Here is a 26,340-nt window from a genome sequence, read left to right as displayed (position 1 = left end):
AGAAATCATGCGCAGCCGCAAGGCCATCCAGATCGTCGGCTGTCACGCCGAGGGCGAAGTCGGCGATGTCATCGTGGGCGGCGTGGCGCCGCCGCCGGGCGACACCCTGTGGGAGCAGTCGCGCTTCATCGCCACGGACGGGACTTTGCGCAATTTCGTACTCAACGAGCCGCGGGGCGGCGTCTTCCGCCATGTCAATTTGCTGGTTCCGCCCAGGCATCCGGACGCCCAGATGGGCTTCATCATCATGGAGCCGGAAGATACGCCGCCGATGTCGGGCTCGAACTGCATTTGCGTCGCGACCGTCCTGCTCGATGCCGGCATTTTGCCGATGACCGAGCCTGTGACGGAACTCACCCTCGAGGCGCCGGCCGGCCTCATCCGCATCCGCGCCGACTGCCGGAACGGCAAGGCCGAGCGCATCACCTTGCGCAACGTCCCCTCCTTTGCCGACCGGCTCGATCAGGTGATCGAGGTGCCGGGCATCGGCGCCGTCACGGTCGACATCGCCTTCGGCGGCGACAGCTTCGTCATGGCCAGGGCCAGGGATTTCGGCTTCGCCATGCGGCCCGACGAGGCGCGCGATATCGCGGTGATCGGCCGCAAGCTCGTCGCTGCGGCGAATGAGCAACTGGGCTTCAAGCATCCCGTCTTGACCGGCTGGGATCACATTTCCTTCTGCTTCATGTGCGGCGAGCCCGAAAGGATCGATGGCGTCCTGTCCAGCCGCAATGCCTGCGTCGTCAATCCGGGCAAGCTCGACCGCTCGCCGACCGGTACCGGCTGCTCGGCCCTGATGGCCGTGCTCCATGCCCGGGGCCTGCTGAAGCAGGGCGAGAGCTTCATCGGCCGCTCGATCATCGAATCCCGCTTCTACGGACGCATCGAGGAGGAAGTGCCGGTGGCCGGCCGCAAGGCGATCATCCCTTCGATCTCGGGCCGCGCCTGGATCACCGGCAACACGACCTTGCTGCTCGATCCGGATGATCCGTGGCCGGCGGGCTACAAGATTGCCGACACCTGGCCCAACAGCTAGGCAACCTTGGCGGTGCAGATGACGGTCAGGCGCGCCGGATCATCTTGATGATGACCAGGAGGATGATGGCGCCGATCGTCGAGGCGATGATCGCCCCGACAATGCCGCCGCCGAGCGATATGCCAAGCGCCGGAAACAGATAGCCGGCGATGACCGATCCGACGATGCCGACAATGATGTCGCCGATCAATCCGAAACCGCCCCCTTTGACGATCTGCCCGGCGAGCCACCCCGCGATCAGGCCGATGATGAGTGCGATGATGATGCTCGTGCCGTCCATGGTCCCCTTCCCTCCGATGCGCCTCGAAAACAGCCGGAGATTATCAGAAAGATGCTTGCCTTCTAGTACCGGTTGGTCAGATTTGAACCGATAACTTTAAAGCGAGCGCCATGTCGCCGGTGATGGCGTCTCGGCCGATAGTCCTTGTGTCGGGTAACCGGACGGTTACTCTGATCCGGGAATCGCCATTGACGGATGGAGCGGGCGTGCGGGCACGGAAGCTGAGGGATGCGGAAGCGACGCGGCAGGCGATTCTCGCCGCGGCGACGGCGGAATTCGCGCGCAAGGGCCTGGGCGGCGCCCGTGTCGATGCGATCGCCGCCCGCGCCCGCGCCAACAAGCGCATGATCTATCATTACTTCGGCAGCAAGGAGAAGCTGTTCACCGCGGTCCTGGAGGAGGCCTATGGCCATATCCGCTCGGCCGAGCTCAAATTGCCTTTGGCCGAGCTCGAGCCCGAGCAGGCGCTCGCGGCCCTGCTGCGCTTCACCTGGGACTACTACCTGGCGCGGCCGGAGTTCCTCAGCCTCGTCAACAGCGCCAATCTCCACAAGGCCCGCCATGTCAGGGACTCGCAGCGTTTCAGGACCTCAGGCCCGCCTTTCGTCGGACTGGTGAAGTCGATTCTCGACCGCGGCGTGGCCATGGGCGTCTTCCGTCCCGGCATCGACCCGGTGCAGCTCAACATCACCATGGCGGCTGTCGGCTATTACTACCTGACCAACCGCTTCACCGGCGAAATCCTGTTCGAGCGCGATTTCATGACCCCTGAGCGCCTGGCCGAGCGCTATGCCTTCAATCTCGACACGATCTTACGATTGGTCAGAAGATGACGAGAAAGTGAAACTTTCACAGTTGCAATTTCTTGCGGGTCCGTTTACCGAGGGCCGCCGGCTGACCTGGGAGGGAGCGCCGGCCGTCAAACAGAACCATATAGGGTGTTAAATGGACTTCACGTTTCTTTCGCGCTGGTCGCCGCAGCTTCTGAGCGTCCTGCGCATCATCGCCGCCTTGCTGTTCTTCGCGCATGGATCGGCCAAGCTTCTGGGCTTCCCGCAGATCGAGATGTTCGCCGGCCTTCAGCTCTTCTCGCTCATGGGTCTTGCCGGCACTCTCGAGATCGTCGGCGGCATCCTGCTCGTCATCGGCCTGTTCAGCCGCCTCGCCGCCTTCATCCTGTCCGGCCAGATGGCGGTCGCCTATTTCATGGCGCATGCGCCGCAGAACTTCCATCCGATCCTGAATGGCGGCGAAAGCGCCATCCTGTTCTGCTTCGTCTTCCTCTATATCGCCGCCGCGGGCCCCGGCCCCTGGAGCGTCGATGCCAGCCGCGGCAAGGCATGATCCTGCCACAAAATCGCCAGGAAAAAGCCCGCTTGCGCGGGCTTTTTTATTCTTCCGTGCGGAAACCTTAAATCTCGCACGCTCTGCCGAATTCCTCTGGCACCCGCATCGCTTCCCTCTTAAGATTCGCTGCGTAAGGTAGCGCGCATCCCGGCGAAGTGGAACCACTTCGCCGGAAGGGATTCGCGCCAATATGTTGGAGCAAATCCTTGTCGCCAAAGTCTTCAACTTTGGCGGGATTTGCTCTGGGAGGAACGGCATGTCCTTTGTCCGCCTGATTGCCTATTTGCCGCTCGTCATCCTTCTTTGGACGGCGGGTCCGCAAGCCCATGCCGCCGACAATGAGAAGGTGGCGGCGGAGCTTCGCGCCATCATCGACAGCGGCGAGCCGGTCATGGGCAACCAGCAATCGGATGACCGCATTGTCGAGGTCTATGTCTTCTATGCCGCCGACCGCAGCTACAAACCTCTATGGGTCCGCGACAACGGACCCAAGTCCAAGGCCCGCGATGTCCTCGCCATCTTCCATGACGCCGGCAGGATGGGCCTCAACCCGAATAACTACCGCGTTACGGAGCTCGACCGCCTGATGTCGGTGACGAGCCCGCGCGAGCTCGCCGAGCTCGAGCTCCAGCTCACCCGTGCCTTCATCGATTTCGGCCGCGACATCAATCGCGGCGTCGTGCTGCCCAAGGAAGCAAGCCGCGAGAACGCCATCACGGCCAGGGAGCTCGGCGCCCTCACCTTGATCGACGGTGCGGAGAATGCCGACAACATCGCCGATTATGTGAAGACGCTCGAGCCGCAGACGCCTGAATATCAGCGTCTCAAGGAGGCCCTCGCCAGCTACCGCGCCATCGCCGGCAAAGGCGGCTTTCCGGCGATCGGCAAGGGCTCCGCCCTCAAGCCCGGCATGCGCGACAAGCGGGTCGTGCAGATCCGCCAATATCTGAGGCTCACCGGCGATCTCAACCCGGACGCCGACAAGGGCGGCGATCTCTATGACGTCGACCTCGTGCCGGCGGTCAAATGGTTCCAGTATCGCCACGGCCTCACCGAGGACGGCATCATCGCCGCCACGACCTATGAGGCGATGAGCGTTCCGGTGGCGAGCCGCATCCGCCAGATCGAGCTCAACATGGAACGCCGGCGCTGGATGGATGACGACCTCGGCCCCTACTACATACTCGTCAATGTCGCCGACCAGGAGCTGAAGGTGGTGAAGGACGGCAAGACCGTGCACACCGCCCGCGTCGTCGTCGGCAAGCCCTATGCGCGGACGCCGGTCTTCTCCGAGAAGATGAAATATGTCGTCCTCAACCCCTATTGGAACGTGCCGCCCAGTATCGCCAATGGCGAATACCTGCCCAAGCTCAAGCGCAATCCGGGCGCGCTGGCGCGCGAGCGCATCCGCGTCTTCGGCAGCGGCGGCACGGAGATCAGCCCCTATGCGGTGAACTGGTCGGCCTTGAATCGCATGCCCTATTCGCTGCGCCAGGATTCGGGAGCCAAGAACGCGCTCGGCAAAGTGAAGTTCATGTTCCCCAACAAGTTCAACGTCTATCTGCACGACACGCCGTCCAAGAGCCTCTTCAGCAAGGACCTGCGCGTTTTCAGCCATGGCTGCATGCGCGTGCAGAACCCGCTCGACCTGGCTGAGCTCATCCTCGCCGGTCAGGGCTGGACGAAGGAGCGCATCGATGCCGTGGTCGCGCAAGGTAAGGAGCGCATCATCAACTTGAAGATGCAGATTCCGGTGCACGTCACCTATCTCACCGCCTGGGTGAACAAGGATGGCGCGGTGAATTTCCGCCGCGATCCCTATAAACGCGACGATCGGCTGGCCGAGGTGCTGACCGGCGCCCTCACCGATGACGGTCCGCTGTCTGTGTCGTCGCGCTGAAGCGGCATCTCGAGCGGTTTCGACGGCAGCCTTGGGCTCAAGGTCGACATTCAAGTTCCCGGGCTTTTGCTTTTCGCGGGCGATGTGCTTAGCTGTCGTCCCGGCTTTGGGACGCAGATTTGATGACGTTGTACAACTTAGTCATCTTTCATCAGACGCGATGGCAGCATATCTCCGATTTCCTGACCATCCGAAACATGATGGCAGGATTGGCACCTGACATCGCTGTCCATGTCATATCAGAGGGCAGTGCAGTCCCGGCTGATTTCTGGGTTCGCGTCGCAAAGCTGCCGACGCTGATATTCTCTCCTCTGCCAGTTCACATCGACGCCACGGTCAGAGGCACCCGTATCATCAGCGCGCAGATGACAAAACTGGAAGAAGCAAAGCTATTTGCAGATGCGGGATTTCCAACTCCGCGGACAACCGGAATCGTACCGGAAACCAGATTGAATGAGGGACAATGGGGGCCGTTTGTCGTGGTGAAACCCAATCGAGGTGGCCAAGGTCAAGGTATCAGGCTCATGCGCACGCGTGATGTCCGCTGGGTCGACCCCAATTCGTGGCCGAAGGATGATCCCCGTCACGGCCAGAACCTCTTGGCCCAGCAATATGTAGATACCGGCCCTTACACACGCAGCTACCGCGTCTTCACGGTGCTGGGGCATGCGGTCTATTCGCGAAGCTCGACTGCGACACAAGCCGTGCCCATTCCCGACCCGGCTGGCAGTGAGCCTGTCGACCTAGATATAACCTCAAATGGCGTCGAACGAACCGTCGAGCTCGCCAATGACAGGGAGATCGTAGCCCTGGCGGAGAGTATCCATCGCAAGTTTCCACTTATTCCGACGATGGGGCTCGACATCATTCGCCATCATGCGACCGGTCAGCTCTTTGTCCTGGAACTGAACTCCAGCGGTTTCACCTGGCATCTCTCGTCAAACTACGGTCTGGCGTATCAGCGCAAATTCGCGCTCGACTACTACGGGCAATTCGATGCCCTGAGGGTGATCGCCAAAGCGTTCATCGACACGACGCGGCGAATGGCCATCTGACGGCATCCGCCGTCAAATCTCGATCCCGAACTCATCCACCGCCACTGGCTGGCCGGCCTTGTTCCTGGCGCCCATCAGCTTTCCGCCCTGATAGAGATAGCGCAGCTCATCGCCCTGACCTGCGGGTCGCGTGAGGATGAGGGTCTTGAAATCGTCCGGCCTGGGCCGCTTGGCGCAGTTGTTATGCCTGGGCGTCGCCGCGCGTCCCCAGGGAATCATCCCCGACATAGAGAGGCGTCACTTTTGGGAAATCCCGGCGCGGAATGCGCACATAATCCGCCTCGGTGAAGAACTTGCCGAAATTGGGCCCGCCGGCATCGCCATCGGGGTCCGGCGTGACGATCAGGCGCAGCTTCTTCACTGCGGCGGCCCAGCCCTTGAGAGCGGCATCGTTGCCGCTGCCGCTGCGATCGACGGCGGCGGGGTGGGCGAGCTTGAAAAGCGGAACAGCCTTGGCGGCGGGATTGGCGTCCGCCCAGATCGCGAAGGCCCGCTGGGCGACGTTGCCGAAGGCGATGATGGCCTCGATCGCGCCGCCCGCCAGCAGCCTGTTATAGAGCGCGTGGCGGGCGTCCTTGATCGGCTGGTTGTTCTGCAGGACCGCAAGCCCCTTGGCGCTGGCGCTGGGACGCATGGCGACGGAGAAGGCATTGACCAGCACATAGCTGCGGGTCAGCCCCAGCCTGGCGAGGAATCCTTGCGTCTTCTGGCCTGAATCGCCGATGAGCGAGCGCCTGGCGAAAGGCAGGCACTCCGCCGGCCCAGGATCGGATGCGATGCACAGGACGCGCGCCGTTCCATCGAGCCTGCCGCGATAGAACAGGTTGCCGAAATTGTGCCAGAAGATCGTGGGATCGCCGGTTGCGGCGAGGTAGTCGGGCGTTGCGGTGAATATCGCCTGGACGGCGGCCGGCGGCGCGGGATCGAACTGCGCCATTTCGGCCGCGGGAATGGGCCGCAGGACAAGCCGGCTGAGCTCCAGCTTGTCCGCGCCGATCTTGCCGCTGAGCAGATTGCGGTTCTTGATCTTGAGCGTGAACGGCGTTCCGCCGAGCTTGCCCGTGAAGGTCCTGGTCGCGGGAACGCCCTTGAGCACGATCGTCTGGCCCCCGAGCGCGAGCGATCCCTTGGTCGCCGTCGGCATGCGGATGACGCCTTCGCCGAGACTGGTCCCGGCGCGCGAAACGCTGAAGTAACCTGCGGCACTTACTGTCGCGGGAGCTGCCATAGCCACCTCCTCTCAATCGATCGGGATGCGCCGCCTCTGGCGCACGGTCTCCTTGTCGAAGCCGACGATCTCGACCATCTGGTTCTTCTTCGGCCGCAATTTGAATCTCTGCCGCCCATCGCGCTTGAGCCGGTAGGAGCGGGCCGGATGGCCGGAAACGAAGACATCGAGACGGTCGAGGCCCGCCGTCTCGACCTCGAATTCAGAGCCCCGGCGCTTGACATTCATCCGCGTCCAGGGCTGCGCGGCGAGAATCCTGCCGCAATGATCGATGAGATCCTGGTTCTTGTTGAAAACATCCACGCCCGTCATGACATAGGTCTGGCCGCTGACGCCGCCATCCTCGATGAGAGCCCCGCCGGCGGCGCTGGCGCGCACGGCCCGCCTGATCGACATGGTGAAATCGACGCCTTTGGGAAACTTCGGCACCGGCAGATTGGCCGGCCGCAGGGCATCGGCGATATCGCGGGCCGACCACACATTGGCGCCGCCGGCGCCGGTCGCCTGGCCGACGCAGATCAAAGGCCCGATGCGGTTGTCGACGATGCCGGCGGCGAAGAGATCGCCGGAAGAATAGGTATTGGCATCGGCCACCACCACCACCGGCCCGCCATAGCGCTGTCCCAAATCGTTGCATTGCTCGGGTGGCGTTATCGGAATATGAGCCGAATAGGGCTCGCCGGTGCTTTCAGCGCTGCTGAGCGATTCCGTCCACGCGCCGAACTCGTCCCGGTTGAACACCGCGCGCGCCATTTCCGCCGTGAAGCGCGTGGCGCGCAGCGCAAATCTCGTCGGCTCGATCGGATGGGGCGTGAATATCTGCAGCAGCCGCTCGGCCGCCCAGATCAGGCCGCCGGGATTGTTCCGGATGTCGATGATGAGGCCACGGTCGGGCAGATCCTGCACCAGGGCGGATGCGGCGTCGATGAAGCGCCGGTCGTCATCCACATCGAAGCTCCAGATCCGCAGATAGCCGAATACCCCGCTCGGGGTCTTGCGCGGCTCGGCGGTGAGAAAGTCCTGGAACTCCGCCGTCAGCCTCTTCTTCGGGTCGGAGATCGCGGCGGCGCGCCGTTCCGCCTCCCAATAGCCGCGGTTGAACTGGAATTTCTTGGCCCGCCGGACCGCTTCCGCGCCGAGATTTATGCTTCGCCTGAACCGCGTGGCCAGCGACATGCCGGCCGCATTCGGCGCGAATTCCGGCACGACATCGTCCCAGGCGAGCCGGATCGTCCGTTTCCTGTGCAGATTGTCCCTGTAGCCGATGTCCACCCATTCCTCATCGGGCGGCGGCGCATATTCCAGCGCCCTGAGGGTCATGGATTCGAGCGCCCGCGCCTGCCGCGCATCGGGCCGGCCGCCGGTCTCCACCTCGGCATGCAGGTCGACGGCGCGCTCGAAATCCATGCCGTTCCAGTGGGTGATCACCACGCCTTCGGCAAAGCTCTTGCCGAGCTTGGCGCCGACCGCGAGCTTCGAGACGATATAGGTCACATCGCCGGGAGGGCCATAGGCTTCGACCAGGAAAGGAAGCGTCTTCACGACGCCCTTTTTCGTCCACGGGGCCTGATATTGCGTATGCGCGTCGCGCAGCCGGTTGACCAGGGTGGTCAGCTCGCGATGAAACTGAAGATCGGTGAGCGTGGTCGATTGCAGGCGCAAGGCCTGGAGCGCGCGGATGATGTCGAAGCCATAGAGCGAGCGCTTGAGCGGCAGATGCACATAGATCTGCTCGATGAGAACGGACAGGCCGTCGAGGATATCGAGCCGATCGGCCCATGAGAATTCGAGCGGCCGCGCACCGCCGCCATTTTCTCCGCCCCTCCTGCCGCCTCTCTGCCGCGCGCGTGTCATAGGTAGAATTCCTTGAGGCCGTCGAGCAGGCCGCCATGGAACCCCTTCTTGCCCACCTCGGCGAAGAATTGCGCGTCATGGACGAGGGAGCTGAGCGGCGGAACGACGATCTCATCGGCATGGTCCTTGAGGCTGCCGGCAAAGGCGGCGGTTCCGGTGGGCATGTCGAGCGCCAGCAGCAAGGGCGCGTCGGGCGCGCTCATCGGTCCGGCATAGGCCCGAAGCCGGGCCTCCGCCTTGTTGATGGCGGTCTTCGGATCCTTGATCACCGCCTTGAGGAGACCGGTGATCTCGCTGAATTTCCAGGGCTTGCCGGGATCGTCCGGATTGCGGATGGCGATTCGCCGATCCTTGCCGGCGAGCTTGAATTTGCTGCTCGGCTCGGCCGTCGCCTGCATCGGCTGGGGATCGCCATAGCGCGGCACGCCGCCGACGACGACGAGGACGATGTCCGCCTCGGTCGACTCGACGATCTGCGTCCAGACCGGCTTCGTACCCTTGGCGCGCAGGATGGTGACATCGCCGAAGGCATCTTTGGTCAGCCGGCCGATCTGCCGCTTCCAGCAGCGCGCCAGCACATCACCCGGATTGCTGGTGATCATGGCGACGAGGTCGCGGTCCGTGAGGCCGAGAGCGAGTTTCTTGCCGGCGATTTTCGCCACCTTGATCTCGCCCTGGACATTCTTCGTTCCCGATGGCCCCCAGTCGGAGCCGAGGCAGATGGCCACCTTCTGGCGGCGCGCCGCCGCGATGTCGGTGGTCGAGCCATAGAGCCACAGATTGGAGAAGGGCGACCAGACGACGGCGCCGGCGTCGTCCTTGGCCCATCTCTGCCAGTCCGCCGGCATCACCGAATTGCAGTGGATGCCGATGAAGGTCTTGCCGAGGCAGCCGGCATTGGCGCTGTCGATGAATTCGCGCTGCACGAGGGAGCCGGCAGCCCCCTCGCCGCAATGATAGATGAAGCCGGCGCCGTCCTTCTGCGCCTGCGCCTTCTTCGCCAGTTCCAGGGGCTCGAGCGTCAACGTCGATGTGTAGATCAGGTTCCGGCTGGTTCCGCCGGCGGTTTCGTCGTCGATATTGCGCAGCACCTGCACATGCTCGCGGTTGGCGGTGGGCCAGCCCTGCATGGCGGTGGTGCCGCCGACCAGCGCGCGCAGCTGCACATAGGCGAGCAGCGCCTCGGGCTCGGCCGCGACCAGCGTCTTGGACGGCCAGGTGATCGAGGCCCGGTAGCTGGGCGCTCCCGGCCAGCTGTCATGGTGCATATAGGGCGTGGTCCTGGTCGGCTCCGCCCACAGAGGCAGCGTGTTGTAGCCGATGTGATTGTGCAGATCGATGAGGCCCGGAATGACGAAATCATTGCCGGCATCGATGACGGGTGCCGTGGCGAACCCTGCCGGCGCCGGCCCGCTGCCCTTGGCCACATGCTCTATGGTGCCGTCATCGCCGATGAAGACGCGCCCGGCAAAGACGGCGTCGGGATCATTTTGGTCACAAGGCACGACACGACCGGCGATCACCAGGGCCATGAGCTACCTCGAGTGAGAAAGTCGTCAGCTTGCTTGCGGCAACTTATCGGAACTTGGGGGAAAGGAGTGTGAGAAAACTCACATCATCTGACGCCGGCGGCCGGGCAAATGCCCGGCCCCCTGAAGGTCATCACGGCAGCAGCGCGCTTGGCCGTCCGGCCGGCACCCGCAGCAACTCGGCCGGCATCGGATTGATTCCCGCAGCCGATGTTGTTAGCTAGGCGCTCGATGGACCAACGCTACAATCTCATTATCTTTCATCACCCGAAAGCCCAGCAGATTTCTGATTTCGAGACGATCAGGAATATGATGGCGGCCCTGGCTCCAGACATCGAAGCCCACATCGTTACGGCTCATACGCCGACACCACAAAGCTTCTGGTCACGAGCGGCGCAACGTCCCACGCTGATCTTCTCCCCCACCAGGGTTCAATTTGGTCCCGAGATCCGAGGCACGCGGCTCGTCAGCATTCCGCTTGCCAAGCTCCAGGAGATCAAGCTCGTTCACAAGGCTGGTTATGCCGTGCCGCAAACGACGCTGCTGACCCGCGAAACCACGCTCGACGAGAGGCTTTGGGGGCCCTTCACCGTGTTGAAGCCCAATGTCGGCAGCCTCGGGCGAGGTGTCAGGCTGGTACGAACAAGGCATGTCCACTGGATTGATCCCAAGTCCTGGCCCGAGGACGATATTCGGCACGGGAAAGAGCTCGTTGCCCAGCAATATGTGCATACAGGCGACTATATCAGCTTCTACAGGGTTCTCATGGTACTGGGCGAGGTTGTCTATTCCGCCGTGTCGATCGCCAAGTGGCGGCTTTCGCTTCCCGACCCACGCGCCATGGATGTGGTCGACATGCCGATTGCGCCGAATGCCGGCGAAAGGGAGGTGAAGCTCAATTACGACGAGGAAATCATCACCCTGGCACAAGGGCTGTCCCGCAAATACCCGGCCATCCCGGTGATGCCCGTCGACATCATCCGTCACCAGGAGTCCGGACAGCTTTTCGTCATGGAGATCAATTCCCATGGCTGGAGCTGGCATCTGTCTTCGCCCTTCGGACAGAAGCAGCAGGCCACCAATGGTCTCGACTACTACAAGCAGTTCAACGGGCTCGAGAGGATCGCCAAGGCGCTTGTTGAAAAGACCAGAGAGATGGCAACCTGAAGCATTCCAGTGCTAGACTCGCCGCAGGACGGCTACAGTGACGCGCGGCAGGGATTGATCGATTCCCGCTTGATGCCGCGGCCGATATGTGAGCTGAATGGACAGGCGCCTCAACCTCATCATATTCCACCAGCCGAAGGCCCAGAAGGTCTCCGATTTTGAGACCATCAGGGACATTATTGCGACCCAGGCTCCGGACATCGAAGTCCATATCATCACGCCGCAAAACCTAAATTCCAACTTGTTCTGGAGGCATGCAGCAGAACACCCGACGCTGATATTTTCTCCGACCGGCGTCCAATTTGCGGATCATATGCGCGGTACCAAGCTGATCAACCAGCCCACCACCAAAGAGAGGGAGGCGCGCATGGTGCATAAGGCCGGCTACCCGGTTCCTCAAACCGCAAGGCTGGTGCCCGACCTTGTCCTCGATGAGAAGAGGTGGGGTCCGTTTGCCGTGGTCAAGCCGAATATCGGCAGCAACGGAAGAGGTGTCAGGCTACGCCGCACGAGACATGTCCGCTGGGCCGATCCGATGTCATGGCCGGAGGAGGACTATCGTCGCGGAAAGCAGCTCATCGTCCAACAGTATGTGCATTCGGGCGACAATGTTAACTGCTATCGGGTCCTTGCTGTGCTGGGTGAGGTCATCTATTCGATCCACACGAGCCTCAGGACACCCTTGGTGCTTCCCGACCCACGCGGCACCGATGATGTGGACCAGCCGATCGCGGCAAATACCGGCGACAGGGAAGTGAAGTTGAACTATGACGAGGAAGTCCTCGCTTTCGCGCAAGGCTTGGCGCGGAAGCTGCCCATGATCCCGGTCATGCCGATCGATGTCGTCCGGCACCGCGACTCAGGCCAGCTCTTCGTCATGGAGATCAATTCGCACGGCTGGAGCTGGCATCTGTCATCCCCCTTCGGCGAGAAGCAGCAGGCCACTTATGGCCTTGACTACTACAGGCAGTTCAATGGCCTGGAGAAGATCGCCAAGGCTCTCATCGAGAAAACCCGGCAACTGGCCAGCTGAGCAGTCTCTATGCGCCTGTCTTAATCTCCATGCGTTGGACGACGTGAGCGGGATTGACTGGCTAATCCTCGGGAAAGTCGATATGCGCTCCAAATATCTCGCCTGGCTTCGGCGCCGGATCATCGGCGGGCGACAGGAGCGTTTCTCCCCAAGCGATGTCTGGTGTCGCCGACCAGGCTTCACAGTCAGCATTCGGGCAGCCCTCCGCGCCTGATCGAAGCGCAGTTCCGCATAAGGCACAGGCCGAAACATGAGAATTCGCCATCGTCATCGCCGGCATCGTATAGCGATACTGCAACCCACGAACAAGGGCATAACTGTCGCTCATCCGCAACCTGGAAAAGTGGCAATGAATGGCCCGACGACGCGGGCAAGGCGGGCCATGGACGGAGGATCGGATGGATCGGCGTTCAGATTAAATGCACTGTCACCGAAATCCCCTCGAGACGCTCCCACGCCCAAGGCCTTGACAATACACGAAGAAAGGAAAAAGACATAGCATCAGACCATCGACGCTCAATGAGCGTGCCGGAATCATCCTCGGCGACCGAAGAGACTGTTGTTCGACTGTCGCAAACTGCACTAGCAAAACAGAAAGGGCAGTATGAGAGAACGCCTGCTCCTATACTTCTGGCTTCTATTTGGCGCGATTATTTCTTTTTTCGATTGCCCCACGGCAGGCGTTGCACAGCCTGCGAGCGATGACGGCATTCACATAACAGCCAGTGCTGAACTATATTACCTGCGTGCCTATCCAAAGCTGAAGGGTCATAGAGCGTTAGCTGTTGGTCCGGGTGGTTATTGGGCTGCTGTCTCCCGTCTATCATCACGCGAAGACGCGGAAGCAAAAGCTCTCCTCAGTTGCAATTCCAGGCTGGCGAACTCTCCCTACAAAAGCCTATCAGTACAACACTGCATCCTTTTTGCGACGGATGATCGGCCTACCGGAAACGCCTTGCCAATAGGGATCCCATTTGGGGTCGTACGAGACGGACCGGATGTCCCTCTGGAAACTGGTCGAATGTGGGAGCCCAGCACTCCTCGACGACGCGGCATCATGATAATCGTTCACGGTTGCAAGCAGACAGATACCCTAGGCGGATCGGCAATATCTTGGGTGAACTATTACCGCGCGCTCGGTTTCCAAGTTTACTGGCCTAACAGCTTTGCGGAACCGCGCGACAAGGAAACTTGTGGTCAAGCGGGTGAGCATGGAGCCAATCCTCAAACTCGCAATCTCAAACTTCGTATCGCTCAAACGCGGCACTCACTCGCAGTACTCCGCAAGAAATACCCAGAAGACTCCATTTACTTGCACGGCCATTCTGAAGGTGGAGCTGTCGTTCAGGCGCTTGGTGAGAAGGTCTCTGGTATCATCGTCACTGGTAGTCAATGTGGTTTTGGCGAAACTTCGACTTATTGGACAGCGCCAGGGACTCCCGTGCTTGTTATTGCAGGCAGCGGGGATTCTGCCATTTACCACGCACAGACCGTTCAGGAATGGGACGATTTCTGTTCAGCTGTTCAGGGCGAAGGAATACTCAGTGCCGTTTTGGTTCCCGGTATGGGTCATTACGCGGCCATCTGGTGGCCGGAAGTACGCAACGCCGTAAGCGCTTTTCTGGATGCCGAGCCGATAGTAATAAGACGCCGAAAAGGAGGTGTCAGCTTCCCTAAGCTGACGCCTGAACAGCTAGAAAGGTATCATTCAGCCAGCGGCTCCATTGTAATTGCGGCCGATGACAAGGGGACATGGGCGTCCAGCAGAATCTCAACGACTAGGTTTGATGCTGAGGAGTCCGCTTTGTTCGCGTGTGACGAACGCGCAGGTGCTGACGCTTTCCGCGAGCCAGAACATGAGCATACCTGTGAATTGGTAAGTGACCACAAGAGCCTGGTTAAGTGACTGATGTCACCACGAAAAATTTCTTGACCGGCAACAGACTTATCAAGTGAACGGGTGGCACCACTCCGGGGTCTCGATGCCGGTTAACTGGCCTTGGCCGAATGCGACGGGAAAGCTGGCGCCGATCCCGCCCACCTTCATGCCTGCGTGCTCGTCGACGTGAACGGGAAGCCGCCGGTCAAGTGAGGGAGAGGATTGGTCGCCCGTGAAGAAGCTGATTTCAAGCTGGGATAAGCCGGCGCCGGGGATTGTGGAGCGTGTTAGTCTCCCCATCAGCTTGGGCAAAGCCGATCAGCCGGGCGAGGCATAGGCACCATAAAAGCCTGAGCCAGCGGATCAGGCGGCGGAAGTTGTAGCCGGCGGCGGCGAGGACGGCATTGATGGCATCGCCGTGGTGATGCCAGAGATAATTGCGGGAATTTCGGTGACAGCGCACTATTTACAAGCGGATAACAGCAGGAAGAGGCATCATTGCAAGGTTACCCAGAAATTCAGCAACAGCGCATTCACAGCTTGATGACGTCGACATCTCATGCACCGCCCCTCAGAAACTTCTATGCGATTACCCCGTTTGACTTCGACAGCATAACACTTGCGCGGCTGCCTTACCCTGCGGTTACATGCTTGCATCAAAGAAATGAGCAGGCAATGGGGTGGAGGATCAAAGTTACAAATAAATGTGTGCCGATTGGAGAAGGCCGTGTCCGCAGAGACACAGCGGGGCCATGAGCGCTGCTGACCTGCCGTGACTGGGCAGGACAACTACGGAAATACCGCCATAGCAAATTGAAGCTTGTCGTGATCACTCATTTTGCTTGCAACTTTGTCCAAACCCTTGACAGAACCAAGACCGTATTGACACTTGCTTTTCCTGCGGCGACGACGTTTCAGTCGACCAACCACTATATGGTCTCGTTTGGGTACAATCATGCAAGTCTTCTTACGCCTAAAATCTAGGTGTCTTCTCAGCACCATCACCTTTATTCTTATCTTTGCTCACTCAGCCTTCGCCCAATCCTCCTCCGATGACGACATTCATATTTCGGCCATCGCTGAATTCTACGCGCTGCAGGTCTATCCGAATGCGAAGGGGCACAAGGCCATAGCCATTGGACCGGGCGGCTATTGGAACGAGGCCACCGGCAAGCCGTCGGCGGCCGCGGCGAGCAAATATGCGCTGGCCGGCTGTGTGGCGGCCTTGCGCCGGGCGCCGTTCAAGAGCCTGGCCAAGCGCAATTGCGTGCTCTTCGATGTCGATGGCCGGCGCACCGGCAAGGCGACGCCGATCGGCATCCCCTTCGCCACCGCCGCCCCGGGCGAGGACCTGCCTTTTGCGAAAGGAAGGACCTGGGAGCCGACCGGCAGCACGCGACGCGGCATTCTCCTGCTGCTGCATGGCTGCAACCGGCTGGAGGGCTTGAGCGGCTGGGTCACCTCGCTGGTAAATTACTACCGCGCTTCAGGTTTTCGTGTCGTCATGCCGGACAGCTTCGCCGAGCCACGCGATCCTGAGACCTGCAGCGCCCCGGGCGAGACCGGCATCGACCGGCAGACGCGCATCCTGAAGCTGCGCGTCGCCCAGACCTTGCGCACCCTCGCCACGCTCAGCCATCAATATCCGGGCGAAGCCATCTATGTGCATGGCCATTCGGAAGGCGGTTATATCGCACAAGCATTGGGCCAGAAGGTCGACGGCATCATCGTGACGGGCGCTGCCTGCGGCTTCGGCTATTCCGCTGCCTATTGGAGCGCCGAAGGCACGCCGATCCTCGTCGTCGCCGGCACCAGGGATCCGCTCGTCCCCGGCGCCCGCAATGCCAAGGCCTTCGCCTCCTACTGCAAGAAAGTACGCGGGGCGGGAAAGCTTCGCACCGTGGTGGTGTCCGATATGGGGCATTTCGCGGCTCTCTGGCAGCTGGGCATGCGCGAAGCCGTGGCGAAGTTTCTGGGCATCGCCCCCATCGCCATCACCCGCCGCGACCCGAAAGGCGTGAAGCTTCCCGCTCTGCCGCCAGCCGACCTCGAGCAATATCGCGCCGCCGCCAGCCCCAAAGCCATGGCGGCCGACGAGCATGGCAATTCAGCATGGTATCAGGCTGCCGAGTCCAAATTGGACGCCGAGGAGATGGCGCTGTTCGACTGCGACGGGAAAGCCGGCGCCGATCCCTATGCCGATTCCGCCCACCGGCACAGCTGCGTGCTCGTCGATGTGAACGGGAAGCCGCCGGTCAAATAGCTGAAGGAGCAGCTCAGCCCCGGCAAGGTTCTCCGCACATGTTATCGGTCTGTCCCGTTCAAGAGCTTTGAAGCTTCGGTCAGCTCCCTGTTTCGGCACTATAATTCGGCCGCATGTATGTCGAGCAATCGAGTACAATGACCTGAAATCATTATAAGTTCTGGAAGCCGGCCTGGTCCGGTGGAGGCAAGTTTGGGCGATTCTCCCTGTAAGTTCCCTGTATCGCGTTGCATCGCGTTTCGCGGGATTTCCCCCCATCGGCGCAAAGCCCCGGCAACCTGGCGAGGTTACCAGGATTTCCACGGCCGGTTGCGGAGCCCGGCCTCGGACGATGCCGGGATTTCTCCGTTGGCGCGCATTGCGGCATGACGATAGCATCGGCATTCGAATGAGCATCCCGGAAGAGCTCGCCTATGCTGTCGTGGTCCTTGTGGTCCGCGCGAGCAGGAGGTTTCTTATCTTAACCGACAGTATCAGGCCGACGAGCGCAAAGGTGACGCCGTTGCCGAGCCAGATGGCCGGGGCGCCCCGCAGCAGGCCGTAGAAGATCCAGATGCTTGTGCCGGCCTCGATCATGAGGAGCGTGGTCAGGCTGAAATCCTTGGCGCTGCCGGTGCGCCATGTCTTCACGACCTGCGGCAGGAAAGCGAGCGTTGCGAGGCTGCTGGCCACGAGGCCCAGATATTCAATGCTGTCCATGGCTGGTCTCCATACAGTGCTCTTCGGTCCATTTGCGGGCCGCCGCCCGCCGTCCATCCCTTCTCAGACTGGACGCCCGCAGGGGTTTTGTGTATCCCACGCCCAAGCCAATGACCTTTGCGCGGGATGCAAAGATGAGCGTTTCTTCCGACCGGATCAGCGATCTGGAGGTGTTTTCCGCCGTGATGGACTCCGGCAGCCTCTCGGCCGCTGGCCGCCGCCTTGATCTGGCGCCGTCCTCGGTCGGAAGGATCATCGACCGGATCGAGGCCCGTCTCGGCGTTCGCCTTCTGCTGCGGACGACGCGGTCGCTGACCCTGACGGCCGAGGGCAGCGCTTACCTCATCGCTGCCCGTCGCATCCTGAGCGACCTGAGGGAGACCGAGCAGGCGATCTCGGATCAGGGCTCACCGCGCGGGCGCCTGCGCGTGAGCACGTCCATTCTGTATGGCCGATTGTTCCTGGTGCCGCTTCTCGGCGAATTCAGACGGCGATACCCGGATATCCTGCTGGACATCAGCCTGACCGATGCCGTCGTCGACATCGCCGGCGGACAGGCCGATATCGGCATACGCTTCGGCCCCATGCCGGACGGCCCGCTGATCGCCCGCAAGCTCGGCGAGACGCGCAAGGTGATCGTGGCCTCTCCCGATTACCTGGCACGGCGCGGCACGCCTCGGCTGCCTGAGGACCTGCATGGCCATGATTGTCTCGGCTTCAACTTCAAGCGCATGGCGCCCACCTGGCCCTTCCGCAAGGATGGCCGCGATTATGCGTTGACGATCAAGGGCGGCGTGGAGGCGAATAATGGCGAGACCCTGGGCCAGCTCGCCGCCCAGGGCGTGGGGATCACGCGCGTGGGAACTGTGACGGTGCTGGACGCCCTGCGGACAAAGGCGCTTGTGCCGCTCCTGGAAGAGTTCAATCCGGGCGACGTCGAGGAGATCAACGCGGTGTTCGTCGGCGGAACGCACATGCCCGCCCGGGTCCGCTGCTTCGTGGATTATCTCGTGGAGAGCTTGCGGGGCAGCGCCCCTCCAAAATAAAAAAACCTGCTATCCCATTGGGATAACAGGCTTTTCTAATGGTTGCGGGAACAGGATTTGAACCTGTGACCTTCAGGTTATGAGCCTGACGAGCTACCGGGCTGCTCCATCCCGCGTCAAAAACTGCAACCGACGACCGCAAGGGATGCGCCAACGCGGCGCTTATGTAGCAATCCGATGACGGCTTGTGAACCCCCATTTGCCAAGAAATTTCTCGGGAAAACATTGATTGTGACAAGGAACCCCGACAGGGTGCCGTGGGCAAATCCCGCCAAAGTTGAAGACTTTGGCGACCAGGATTTGCCCCAAATATTGAGGCGCAAGCCCTTTCGGCGAAGCGTGCCACTTCGCCGGGGTGCGCGGTGGGAAGGCAGGGGAAGAAGGTGCCGAAGATCTCCGAGGATCATCCGGCGGGTGAGGCGTTGCGTCGGCTGATGCGCAAGACCATGCGCTCTTTGGCCCAGGATCTGGAAAACGCCCGTTCCGGCAAGACCGTCCATCCCGCACGGCGCCGCCTGAAATTCGCCCGAAGCCTGTTGCGCCTGATGAAGCCGGCTCTGGGGGCGCAGGCTTTCCAGGCCGAGAACCAGACACTCAGGGATGCCGCCCAGGCCCTGGCCGGCTTGCGCCGCACCGAGGCCATGATCGAGGCCATTGCCAAGCTCAGGGCCGACGCCCCGGATGCGAAGGCCGATGAAGCCGTCTATGCGGCGCTGGAGGCCGCGGCGCACGATCTCAGGGAAGACGCGGTGAGCCCCGAAGAGGCCGGACGGCGCATCGAGGAGGCCTTCGGCGGGGTCGAGGCCCTGCGTGGCCGCATCGCCTCATGGACCTTGCCCAAGCGCGACATCAGCCTGTTCGTCGAGGGCATGCGCGCGTGCTTCTCGAAGGCCCGCCGGCTGCTGCGCCAGGGCCTCGAGCGCAAGGAGATGCCGCTGCTGCATGAGGCGCGCAAATCCGTCATCCATCACCTGCATCACATCGAGCTCCTGAGCCCCCTGTGGCCCAGGCTGTTCAAGGTCTGGGAGGCCGAGCTGCAGAAGCTGCGCGAGGATCTGGGCGACCTCAACGACCTCGACGATCTGTCGGCGGAATTCGACCGGGCCGACAGCCCGTTCGCCGCCATCCAGTGCAAGGCCCGGGCGCTCGAGCTGATCGACAGCCGGCGCACATCCATCCTCGCCCGCATCGCCAGCGAGACCGGCCATCTCTTCGCCGAGGAACCGAAGAACTTCGCCGCCCGTATCGATGCCTTGTGGCGGCATATGGCGAGCTGACATCGAAAGGAGTTAGCGCCACACTTTCCTGCAAGCCGTCATCCCGGCGCAAGCCGCTATCATATGCACACAATTCGCGGGCGAGCCTTTCACCCTCGCCCCGCTTCAGCGGGGAGAGGGTAGGGGCCCGCCGCGCAGCGGCGGGAAGGGTGAGGGGCCTGCGCGCAACTTTCATACAGGCCCCTCACCCTCCCATTGCTTCCGCAATGGGTCCCTCCCTCTCCCCGCTGAAGCGGGGAGAGGGCAAGGTCGCAATCCCTTCTACGATATGTGAATCCAATAGCGGCGAAAGTCGGGATCCATTGAATTCTCTCCATGCGAGCAGCGCCGCCCGAACTGCGCTTATTCAGGGGATCCCGGGCTTGCGCCGGGATGACGGAAAGTGGTGTGCAGAAGACGCCTGAGGCCGTGTTCTCGTGCCGTCATGCAGTTTTGTCATCGCTGGGGCATGAGCCCTGCGCCGGACGCGCTTGCCGGATCAGTGCCGCACAATTATAGGGTTCGCGCCGCCATGCTCCCCCAACCCCGGCATTTCGTTTCGCCGCGCGCCGCCGTGACCGCGGCCTTCATCGCCTATGGCCTGTCCGCCGGCCTGTGGGCGGGCTCGATACCGGCCATCACGCGCAATGCCTCGGTCGACAGCCTGACGCTCGGCCTTGGCATCACCTTCTATGGCATCGCCTATGTCATGACGATGTCATGGGCCGGGACCCTTGCCCGCTTCGCCACCAACCGCGCCATCATCCTGACGAGCCTGCCTTTCATCGCGGTGAGCGAGACAGTGCTGCTGCTGGCGGCGACTCCCCTCTGGTTCCTGCTGGCGCTGATCTTCTTCGGCGCGGTCCAGGGCGTGCTCGATGTCTTCATGAATGCCGAAGCGAGCTATGTGGAGAGCGATCTCAGGCGCCCCATCTTCACGCGCTTCCACGCCGCCGCCTCCGCCACCATGGCGGTTTCGGCGCTCATCGCCAGCCTCCTGATGGTGGATGCAAGCCCCTTATGGGCGGCCGCCATCCTGGCCTTTGGCGTGCTGGCGGCGATCCTGTTTATCCATCGCCGGCTGCCGCGCCGGTTCTCGGCCATGGCACGCGCCACGCCGGGCGCCCCTGCCCCCAGGATGATGCCGCTCATCATACTGGGTCTCGCCGCCGGCCTCGTCATCACCGGCGAGACCGCGGCGATCATGTGGTCGGCGAAGCTTCTCGACGAGCAGGCGCCGGCGCTCGCGGCAATTGCGGGCCTCGGCGCCGCCTTCTACGGGCTGTGCAATGCGGCCGTGCGCTTCGGCGGCGACGGTATCCGCGCCCGCTTCGGCGATGTGCCGCTGATCGTCGGCTCTCTGCTGCTGGCGACGGCAGGTTTCCTGATGATCGGCCTGTCGCGCGATTTCCTTCTGAGCACGCTGGCTTTCGCCATCACCGGCTTCGGCACCGCCTGCGTCATTCCGGCGATCTTCGCCATCACCGCCCGGCACATGACGGAGAACCGCGCCAGGGCCTTAGGCATCGTCTCACTCGTCGCCGGCATGCCGCGCGTCTTGGCGCCATGGTTCTTCGGCTGGATCGCGACCGAGCAGTCGACGAGCTTCGCCTTCGGGCTTTGCGCCGTCGCCATGGCCGCGACCCTCGTCTTCATCCTGCTGTTCCAGATGCTGCTGAAGCGGGCAGCCCGGCCTTTGGCCAGCAGCCTCTGATCAGGCCAGCACCGCCGCCGCTTGCGGGAACATCAGCCCCACCGGCATCGGCCGGCCGAGGAAGTAGCCTTGCGCCTCGTCGCAGCCTTCGTTGCGCAGGAAATCGAGATGCGCCTTGGTCTCGATGCCCTCGGCGAGGACGGGAATCTCGAGGCTGCGCCCCAGCGCCAGAACGGCGCGGACGATCGAGGCCGATTTGCGCTGCTTGCCGAGCTTGTCGATGAAGGAGCGGTCGATCTTGATCTTGTCGAAGGGGAAGGACTGCAGCGTCGACAGCGAGGAATAGCCGGTGCCGAAATCGTCCATGGCGATCGCGACGCCGAGCATCTTCAGCCGCCTCAGCGTGTGCAGCGCCATGTCGGGATCGGTGATCAGGAGCGATTCCGTCACTTCGAGCTCGAGGCGCTTCGGCGACAGGCCGGTCTCGATGAGGATGCCGTGCACCGTCTCGGGCAGATTGCCATGGGTGAACTGGACCGGCGAGAGATTGACCGCGATCCGGTAGGGCTCGGCCCATGACGCCGCCGTGGCGCAGGCCTTGCGCAGCACCCATTCGCCGATCGGCACGATGAGCCCGGTCTCCTCGGCGATCGGGATGAATTCCGCCGGCGAGATCAGGCCGCGGGTCGGATGCTGCCAGCGGATCAGCGCCTCATAGCCGATGGTGCGGTTGTCGGTGAGCCGCGACTGCGGCTGGTAGAAGAGCTCGAACTCGTCCTGCGCCAAAGCCTGCCTGAGATCGCGCGCCAGGCTGCGGCGCTCACGCACCTGCAGATCCATGCCCGATTCGAAGAAGCACGCCTTGCTGCCGGCCGTTTCCTTGGCGCGGTACATGGCGAGATCGGCATTGGCCATGAGCTCGGTGCTCGTGCGTCCATCATCCGGGAAGAGAGCTATGCCGACGCTCGCGCCGATGAACAGCTCGTTGTCGTCGACGGTAAGCGGCTCGCGCACTGCCGAAAGGATGCGCTCGGCAAAGGCCATGACCGGTTCCGGGTCGTCGCCGGCCGGGAGGACGGCGAAGAATTCATCGCCGCCGAAGCGCGCGATATATTCGGACGCCCTGAGGCCGGCCTTCAGCCGCTTCGATATCTCGGCCAGCACGATATCACCCGCCGCATGGCCGAACACGTCATTGGTCTCCTTGAAGCGGTCGAGATCGAAGCTGAGCAGCGCGAAGCGCCGGTTCTGGTCCTGCATCCTGGTGATCTCGGCCTCGAGCTGGTCGAGGAAGGAATTGCGGTTGGGCAGGCCGGTGAGCGGATCGAAATGCGCGAGATAGTGGATGCGCCCTTCCGCCGATTTCTTCTCGGTGAGATCGCGCACCGAATAGACCCGGGCGCCGGCCAGGACATCGTCGGGCTTCGACAGGAGCTCGACCGGAATCTGCCGCCCGTCATGGCTGCGCAGCACACCCTCGGTCCTGAGACTCTCCGTTTGCGGGTCGATGCCTTCGACGGTGAGGATGTCGCCGAGGAGGCCGCGATCGGTGATCTTGTCGCGCCGATAGCCGGTGAGCTCCTCGAAGCTCGTATTGACATCGACGATACGGTTGTCCTTGACGATGACCAGGCCCTCGATCGCGGCATTGGCGAGCCGTCTGAGCCGCGTCTGCGCCTCGCCATAGGCGCTCTTGTCGGCGAAATAGGCGGAGACGCCGATGGCGATGACGAGCGCCGCGACGGCCGCAATGAAGAACACCATCACATGGTTCGGCACGGCGCCGACCGGCACCTCGACCAGAGGATCGGGCAGGATGGTGACGGCACCCATGGCGGTGAAATGCAGGCTGCAGATGGCGAGGACGAAAACCCCCGCCGCGCCAAAACGGCCGCGCCAGTTGTCGGCCAGGCGGGTGAGATGGAGCGCGAACATGCCGAAGGCGACGCTGGCGATGACCGAGACGGCGACGAGCACCGGGTCCCATTGGACGATGCCGGCGGTCCGGAATCCCGCCATGCCGGTATAGTGCATGGCGCTGATGCCAAGACCGGCGAGCGCGCCACCCACCAACGGCCGGTAGCCGGCCACAGCGAATGCCGTGATCGAGGCCGCGATGGCGACGAGGAGCGAAAAGGATGTAAGCGCCGGATCATAGCCGGTGGGCAGCCCTGGCGCGAAAGCGAGCATGGCGAGGAAATGTGTCGCCCAGGTAGCACTGCCTGCCGCGACGCCTGCCATGACCAGCCATTGCCGCCGGATGGGGCCTCCCGAGATCTGCGCCCGCATGAAGAGCCGCATGGCCACGAGACTGCCGAAGGCGCAAATCACGGCTGCAACCGCCACGAGCCTCAGGTCATGCTCCACAGTCAGACAGGTCAAAACTTTCAGCATAGTGCCGCCCCTTCAACTATGCAGAAAATTGCAGGTAAAGTTCTAAAAATCCGTGGACGGCGGCAGTTAAGAATTACCTAAGGGGATTTTTCCGTTTCACGAAGCTCTCTTAAGAAGTCTTAACGCATTGGCCGTCACCAGCACGGTGGCGCCGGTATCGGCCAGGATGGCGATCCACAGACCGGTCATGCCGAGCAGGGTCGTGACCAGGAACACCGCCTTGAGTCCGAGGGCGATGGTCACATTCTCACCGATCACCCTGAGGGTACGGCGCGACAGGCGTATAAGCGCCGCCACATCGCTGACCCGGTTGTTGAGCACCGCCGCATCGGCAGCCTCGAGCGCCACATCGGCGCCCGAGCCCATGGCGATGCCGACCGTTGCCGCCGCCAGCGCCGGCGCATCATTGATGCCGTCGCCGACCTTGGCGACCCCGCCCTCGCCTTGCGCGAGCTTTCTGATGAAAGCGAGCTTGTCTTCCGGCAGGAGCTCGGCATTCACCTCCATGCCGAGCGCCCTGCCGACGGCTTCGGCATTGGCGCGGTTGTCGCCGGTCAGCATCACCGGCCGGATGCCGAGACCCAGCACCTCCTTCACACCCTGCACGGCATCGGCGCGCGGCTCATCGCGCAGCGCGATGAGACCCAGCACCTTGCCTTGCGACTGCAGCGCCGAGACGCTCTTGCCCTCGGCCTCGAGGGCGCGCGCTCGTTCGAGAACATCGGCGCTGGTGACGCCAAGCCGCGCCGGCGCCCCGATGGTGACGATCCGGCCATCGACCCTGGCGCTCAGCCCCTTGCCCGGCAGCACCTGCGAATGGCTGGCCGGCGTGAAAACGATTTTCGACGCCCTGGCATGGGCGACGACCGCGACCGCCAAAGGATGCGAGGAGGCCGCTTCCGCGGCGGCCGCGATGCGCAGCAGGTCGGCTTCCGTCACATCGGCCAGCGCCACGATATCCGTCACTTTCGGCTTTCCCTCGGTGAGCGTGCCGGTCTTGTCGAAGGCGATCGCCTTCACCTTGCCGATCGCCTCCAGCACGCCGCCGCCCTTGACCAGGAGGCCGCGCCTGGCGCCGGCCGCAAGCGCCGAGGCGATGGCCGCCGGCGTCGAGATGACCAGCGCGCAGGGACAGCCGATGAGGAGCAACGCCAGAGCGCGATAGATCCAGGTCGACCAGTCGCCGGCGAAGGCGAGCGGGGGCACCAGCGCCACCGCCAGCGCCAGCGCGCAGATGGCCGGCATGTAATAGCGCGAGAAGGTGTCGATGAAGCGCTCGGTCGGCGCTTTCGCATCGGCCGCTTCCTCGACCAGCTTCACGACGCGCGCGATGAGCGTGTCCTCGGCCGCCTTTTCCACCCGGCAGCGCAGCATCGCTTCCGTGTTGATCGAGCCGGCGAGCACCAGATCGCCCGGCTGCTTCACGCGCGGCACGGATTCACCGGTGAGCGCCGATTCATCGAGCGCCGATGTGCCCGACAGGATGGTCGCATCCGCCGCCACCCGGTCACCCGGGCGCACGACGATGACCTGGCCGATCGCGATGGCGCTGATCGGCGTCTCGACCGGGCCGCCTTCGCTTTCGACCATCGCGGTCTTGGGCGCGATGTCGGCGAGCGCCCTGATGCCGGAGCGGGCCCGGCCGGCAGCGATGCCTTCCAGCAATTCGCCGGCCGCAAAGAGAAAGACGACAAGGGCCGCCTCTTCGGTTGCGTTGATGATGACGGCACCGATGACCGCGATCGCCATCAGCATCTCGATGATGAAGAGGGAGCCGAGCCGAGCCGCGGCGATGGCGCGCCGGACGACCGGGATGGCGCCGACGACGCAGGCGGCGAGAAATACACAGACCGAGACCGTGGGCGCGATCAGCATGGTCAGATAGGCGGCAGCGATCAGACCACCGGTAAGGAGGACGAGCCGGCCCTTGGCCGACTGCCACCAGGCGCCTTCGATGGGCTTGGCATGATCGTGGTCATGCTGCGCCCTGCCGGTCGCCGCATCAGCGCCGATCCCATAGCCGAGGCTCTTGACCGCTGCCCTGATCTCATCGGCCCGTTCGGGCCCGGCCAGCCTGACGCTGAGCGTCTCGCTGGCGAGGCCGACGCTGACGGCGCTGGCGCCTTCGATGCGGCCGACGGCGGTTTCGATCTTGCGGGCACAGCTGGCGCAGTCCATGCCGGTGATCTTGAATTTGTGCTGGCGGGGCTCTCTTGACATCATGACCCAGCCCTACAATCTCTAGTCACTAGAGGTTCAAGAGGAAAATTGCATGTCCGGTTTGACCATTGGCAGGCTGGCGGAAGCGACCGCCACCAAAGTCCAGACGATCCGCTATTACGAGACGATCGGCCTTCTGACTCCCTTTACCCGCACCGAGGGCGGCCATCGCCTTTACGACAGGAAAGACCAGAAACGGCTGACCTTCATCCGCCATGCCCGCGAGCTCGGCTTCCCGATCGAGGCCATCCGTGAGTTGTTGAGCCTGTCCGACAATCCGCAGACAAGTTGCGAGCGGGCCGACGACATCGCCCGCCGCAGGCTCGATGAGGTGGAGCAGCGCCTCACCCGCCTGAAAGCGCTGCAGAAGGAGCTGAAGCGCATGGTGGCGGAATGCGGCCATGGCCGCGTCTGCGATTGCCGCGTCATCGAAGTCCTGAGCGATCACCGGCTGTGCCAGGCGTCACATTGATTCGGCGGATCAAGCGGATGAGGGCGAT

Annotated in this window: 21 protein-coding genes, 1 tRNA gene and 1 pseudogene; 13 read left to right on the top strand and 10 right to left on the bottom strand. The window is 62.6% G+C overall.

All coding sequences use genetic code 11. The features are described 5' to 3' along the window. The first annotated feature begins 7 nt into the window (after positions 1-7). On the top strand, positions 8-1,036 hold the full coding sequence (locus DT068_RS26705; protein ID WP_119392941.1) for a trans-3-hydroxy-L-proline dehydratase: 1,029 nt from the start codon (positions 8-10) through the stop codon (positions 1,034-1,036). 25 nt (positions 1,037-1,061) lie between these two features. Here DT068_RS26705 and DT068_RS26700 read toward each other — a convergent pair whose 3' ends face one another. Next, positions 1,062-1,316 carry a GlsB/YeaQ/YmgE family stress response membrane protein gene (locus DT068_RS26700; protein ID WP_119392940.1) on the bottom strand — a complete coding sequence of 85 codons (255 nt, stop codon included), beginning with the start codon at positions 1,314-1,316 and terminating at the stop codon, positions 1,062-1,064. A gap of 206 nt (positions 1,317-1,522) precedes the next feature. Here DT068_RS26700 and DT068_RS26695 point away from each other — a divergent pair, with 206 nt between their 5' ends. The 4 genes from DT068_RS26695 (at position 1,523) to DT068_RS26680 (ending at position 5,618) form a co-directional block, all read left to right on the top strand. Continuing rightward, a complete protein-coding gene (locus DT068_RS26695; RefSeq protein WP_368905269.1) occupies positions 1,523-2,149 on the top strand; it encodes a TetR family transcriptional regulator in 627 nt (208 codons plus the stop codon). 112 nt (positions 2,150-2,261) lie between these two features. Next, positions 2,262-2,660, top strand: coding sequence for a DoxX family protein (locus DT068_RS26690; RefSeq protein ID WP_119392939.1), 399 nt, complete (start codon positions 2,262-2,264; stop codon positions 2,658-2,660). Positions 2,661-2,919: 259 nt separating this feature from the next. Then, the gene (locus tag DT068_RS26685) at positions 2,920-4,563 is read left to right on the top strand and encodes a L,D-transpeptidase family protein (RefSeq protein ID WP_162914482.1); all 1,644 of its coding nucleotides are present in this window, start codon (positions 2,920-2,922) and stop codon (positions 4,561-4,563) included. 122 nt (positions 4,564-4,685) lie between these two features. Then, on the top strand, positions 4,686-5,618 hold the full coding sequence (locus tag DT068_RS26680) for an ATP-grasp domain-containing protein (RefSeq protein WP_119392937.1): 933 nt from the start codon (positions 4,686-4,688) through the stop codon (positions 5,616-5,618). A 12-nt stretch (positions 5,619-5,630) separates the two neighbouring features. Here the strand turns inward: DT068_RS26680 and DT068_RS26675 are convergent, their stop codons facing one another. From DT068_RS26675 to DT068_RS26660, 4 genes are read right to left on the bottom strand one after another with little or no spacing between them, the layout of a single operon-like run. After that, a complete protein-coding gene (locus DT068_RS26675; protein WP_162914481.1) occupies positions 5,631-5,846 on the bottom strand; it encodes a hypothetical protein in 216 nt (71 codons plus the stop codon). After that, on the bottom strand, positions 5,800-6,846 hold the full coding sequence (locus DT068_RS26670; protein WP_119392935.1) for a uracil-DNA glycosylase family protein: 1,047 nt from the start codon (positions 6,844-6,846) through the stop codon (positions 5,800-5,802). The genes DT068_RS26675 and DT068_RS26670 overlap by 47 nt, the downstream gene beginning before the upstream one ends. Before the next feature lie 12 nt (positions 6,847-6,858). Beyond that, the gene (locus tag DT068_RS26665; protein WP_119392934.1) at positions 6,859-8,700 is read right to left on the bottom strand and encodes a S41 family peptidase; all 1,842 of its coding nucleotides are present in this window, start codon (positions 8,698-8,700) and stop codon (positions 6,859-6,861) included. Next, a complete protein-coding gene (locus DT068_RS26660) occupies positions 8,697-10,232 on the bottom strand; it encodes an amidohydrolase family protein (RefSeq protein ID WP_119392933.1) in 1,536 nt (511 codons plus the stop codon). The genes DT068_RS26665 and DT068_RS26660 overlap by 4 nt, the downstream gene beginning before the upstream one ends. Positions 10,233-10,538: 306 nt before the next feature. Between DT068_RS26660 and DT068_RS26655 the strand changes: the two genes are divergently transcribed. The 3 genes from DT068_RS26655 to DT068_RS28230 all read left to right on the top strand — a co-directional run bounded on the left by DT068_RS26655 (position 10,539) and on the right by DT068_RS28230 (position 14,335). Continuing rightward, positions 10,539-11,396, top strand: a complete 858-nt coding sequence (locus tag DT068_RS26655; protein WP_162914480.1) for an ATP-grasp domain-containing protein — start codon at positions 10,539-10,541, stop codon at positions 11,394-11,396. A 97-nt stretch (positions 11,397-11,493) separates the two neighbouring features. Then, positions 11,494-12,429 (top strand): ATP-grasp domain-containing protein, encoded by a 936-nt coding sequence (locus tag DT068_RS26650; protein WP_119392931.1) that lies wholly within the window; start codon positions 11,494-11,496, stop codon positions 12,427-12,429. 604 nt (positions 12,430-13,033) lie between these two features. Then, the gene (locus DT068_RS28230) at positions 13,034-14,335 is read left to right on the top strand and encodes an alpha/beta hydrolase (protein ID WP_162914479.1); all 1,302 of its coding nucleotides are present in this window, start codon (positions 13,034-13,036) and stop codon (positions 14,333-14,335) included. A gap of 220 nt (positions 14,336-14,555) precedes the next feature. Here the strand turns inward: DT068_RS28230 and DT068_RS28470 are convergent. Then, a pseudogene (locus DT068_RS28470) lies at positions 14,556-14,762 on the bottom strand (hypothetical protein); the annotation flags it as partial. Positions 14,763-15,263: 501 nt separating this feature from the next. On the opposite strand from DT068_RS28470, the gene DT068_RS26640 reads away from it, so the two are divergent. Further along, a complete protein-coding gene (locus tag DT068_RS26640; protein WP_119392929.1) occupies positions 15,264-16,571 on the top strand; it encodes an alpha/beta hydrolase in 1,308 nt (435 codons plus the stop codon). A gap of 411 nt (positions 16,572-16,982) precedes the next feature. On the opposite strand, the gene DT068_RS26635 is transcribed toward DT068_RS26640, so the two are convergent. After that, positions 16,983-17,270: a SemiSWEET family sugar transporter gene (locus tag DT068_RS26635; RefSeq protein WP_119392928.1), complete on the bottom strand. Its 288-nt coding sequence runs from the start codon at positions 17,268-17,270 to the stop codon at positions 16,983-16,985. Between the two features lie 134 nt (positions 17,271-17,404). On the opposite strand from DT068_RS26635, the gene DT068_RS26630 reads away from it, so the two are divergent. Then, entirely contained in the window at positions 17,405-18,316 is a 912-nt protein-coding gene (locus DT068_RS26630; protein WP_119392967.1) for a LysR substrate-binding domain-containing protein, read from the top strand. Positions 18,317-18,355: 39 nt separating this feature from the next. On the opposite strand, the gene DT068_RS26625 is transcribed toward DT068_RS26630, so the two are convergent. Next, positions 18,356-18,432: transfer RNA gene (locus DT068_RS26625), tRNA-Met, on the bottom strand. Between the two features lie 267 nt (positions 18,433-18,699). Between DT068_RS26625 and DT068_RS26620 the strand changes: the two genes are divergently transcribed. Together DT068_RS26620 and DT068_RS26615 are read left to right on the top strand one after the other, a co-directional pair. Then, positions 18,700-19,593 (top strand): CHAD domain-containing protein, encoded by an 894-nt coding sequence (locus DT068_RS26620; protein ID WP_162914478.1) that lies wholly within the window; start codon positions 18,700-18,702, stop codon positions 19,591-19,593. Between the two features lie 511 nt (positions 19,594-20,104). Next, positions 20,105-21,286, top strand: a complete 1,182-nt coding sequence (locus DT068_RS26615) for an MFS transporter (RefSeq protein ID WP_162914477.1) — start codon at positions 20,105-20,107, stop codon at positions 21,284-21,286. Here DT068_RS26615 and DT068_RS26610 read toward each other — a convergent pair whose 3' ends face one another. Beyond that, positions 21,287-23,620 (bottom strand): bifunctional diguanylate cyclase/phosphodiesterase, encoded by a 2,334-nt coding sequence (locus DT068_RS26610; protein WP_119392925.1) that lies wholly within the window; start codon positions 23,618-23,620, stop codon positions 21,287-21,289. Positions 23,621-23,716: 96 nt separating this feature from the next. Next, the gene (locus tag DT068_RS26605) at positions 23,717-25,843 is read right to left on the bottom strand and encodes a heavy metal translocating P-type ATPase (protein ID WP_119392924.1); all 2,127 of its coding nucleotides are present in this window, start codon (positions 25,841-25,843) and stop codon (positions 23,717-23,719) included. A 49-nt stretch (positions 25,844-25,892) separates the two neighbouring features. Here DT068_RS26605 and DT068_RS26600 point away from each other — a divergent pair, with 49 nt between their 5' ends. After that, positions 25,893-26,312 (top strand): MerR family transcriptional regulator, encoded by a 420-nt coding sequence (locus DT068_RS26600; protein WP_119392923.1) that lies wholly within the window; start codon positions 25,893-25,895, stop codon positions 26,310-26,312. The last annotated feature ends 28 nt before the right edge of the window (positions 26,313-26,340 follow it).

Origin of the sequence: Taklimakanibacter lacteus (assembly GCA_003576695.1) — a bacterium.
GTDB lineage: Bacteria > Pseudomonadota > Alphaproteobacteria > Rhizobiales > Aestuariivirgaceae > Taklimakanibacter > Taklimakanibacter lacteus.
The sequence above is the reverse complement of the archived record's forward strand: the minus strand, read 5'-3'. Positions and strand labels throughout refer to the sequence as shown.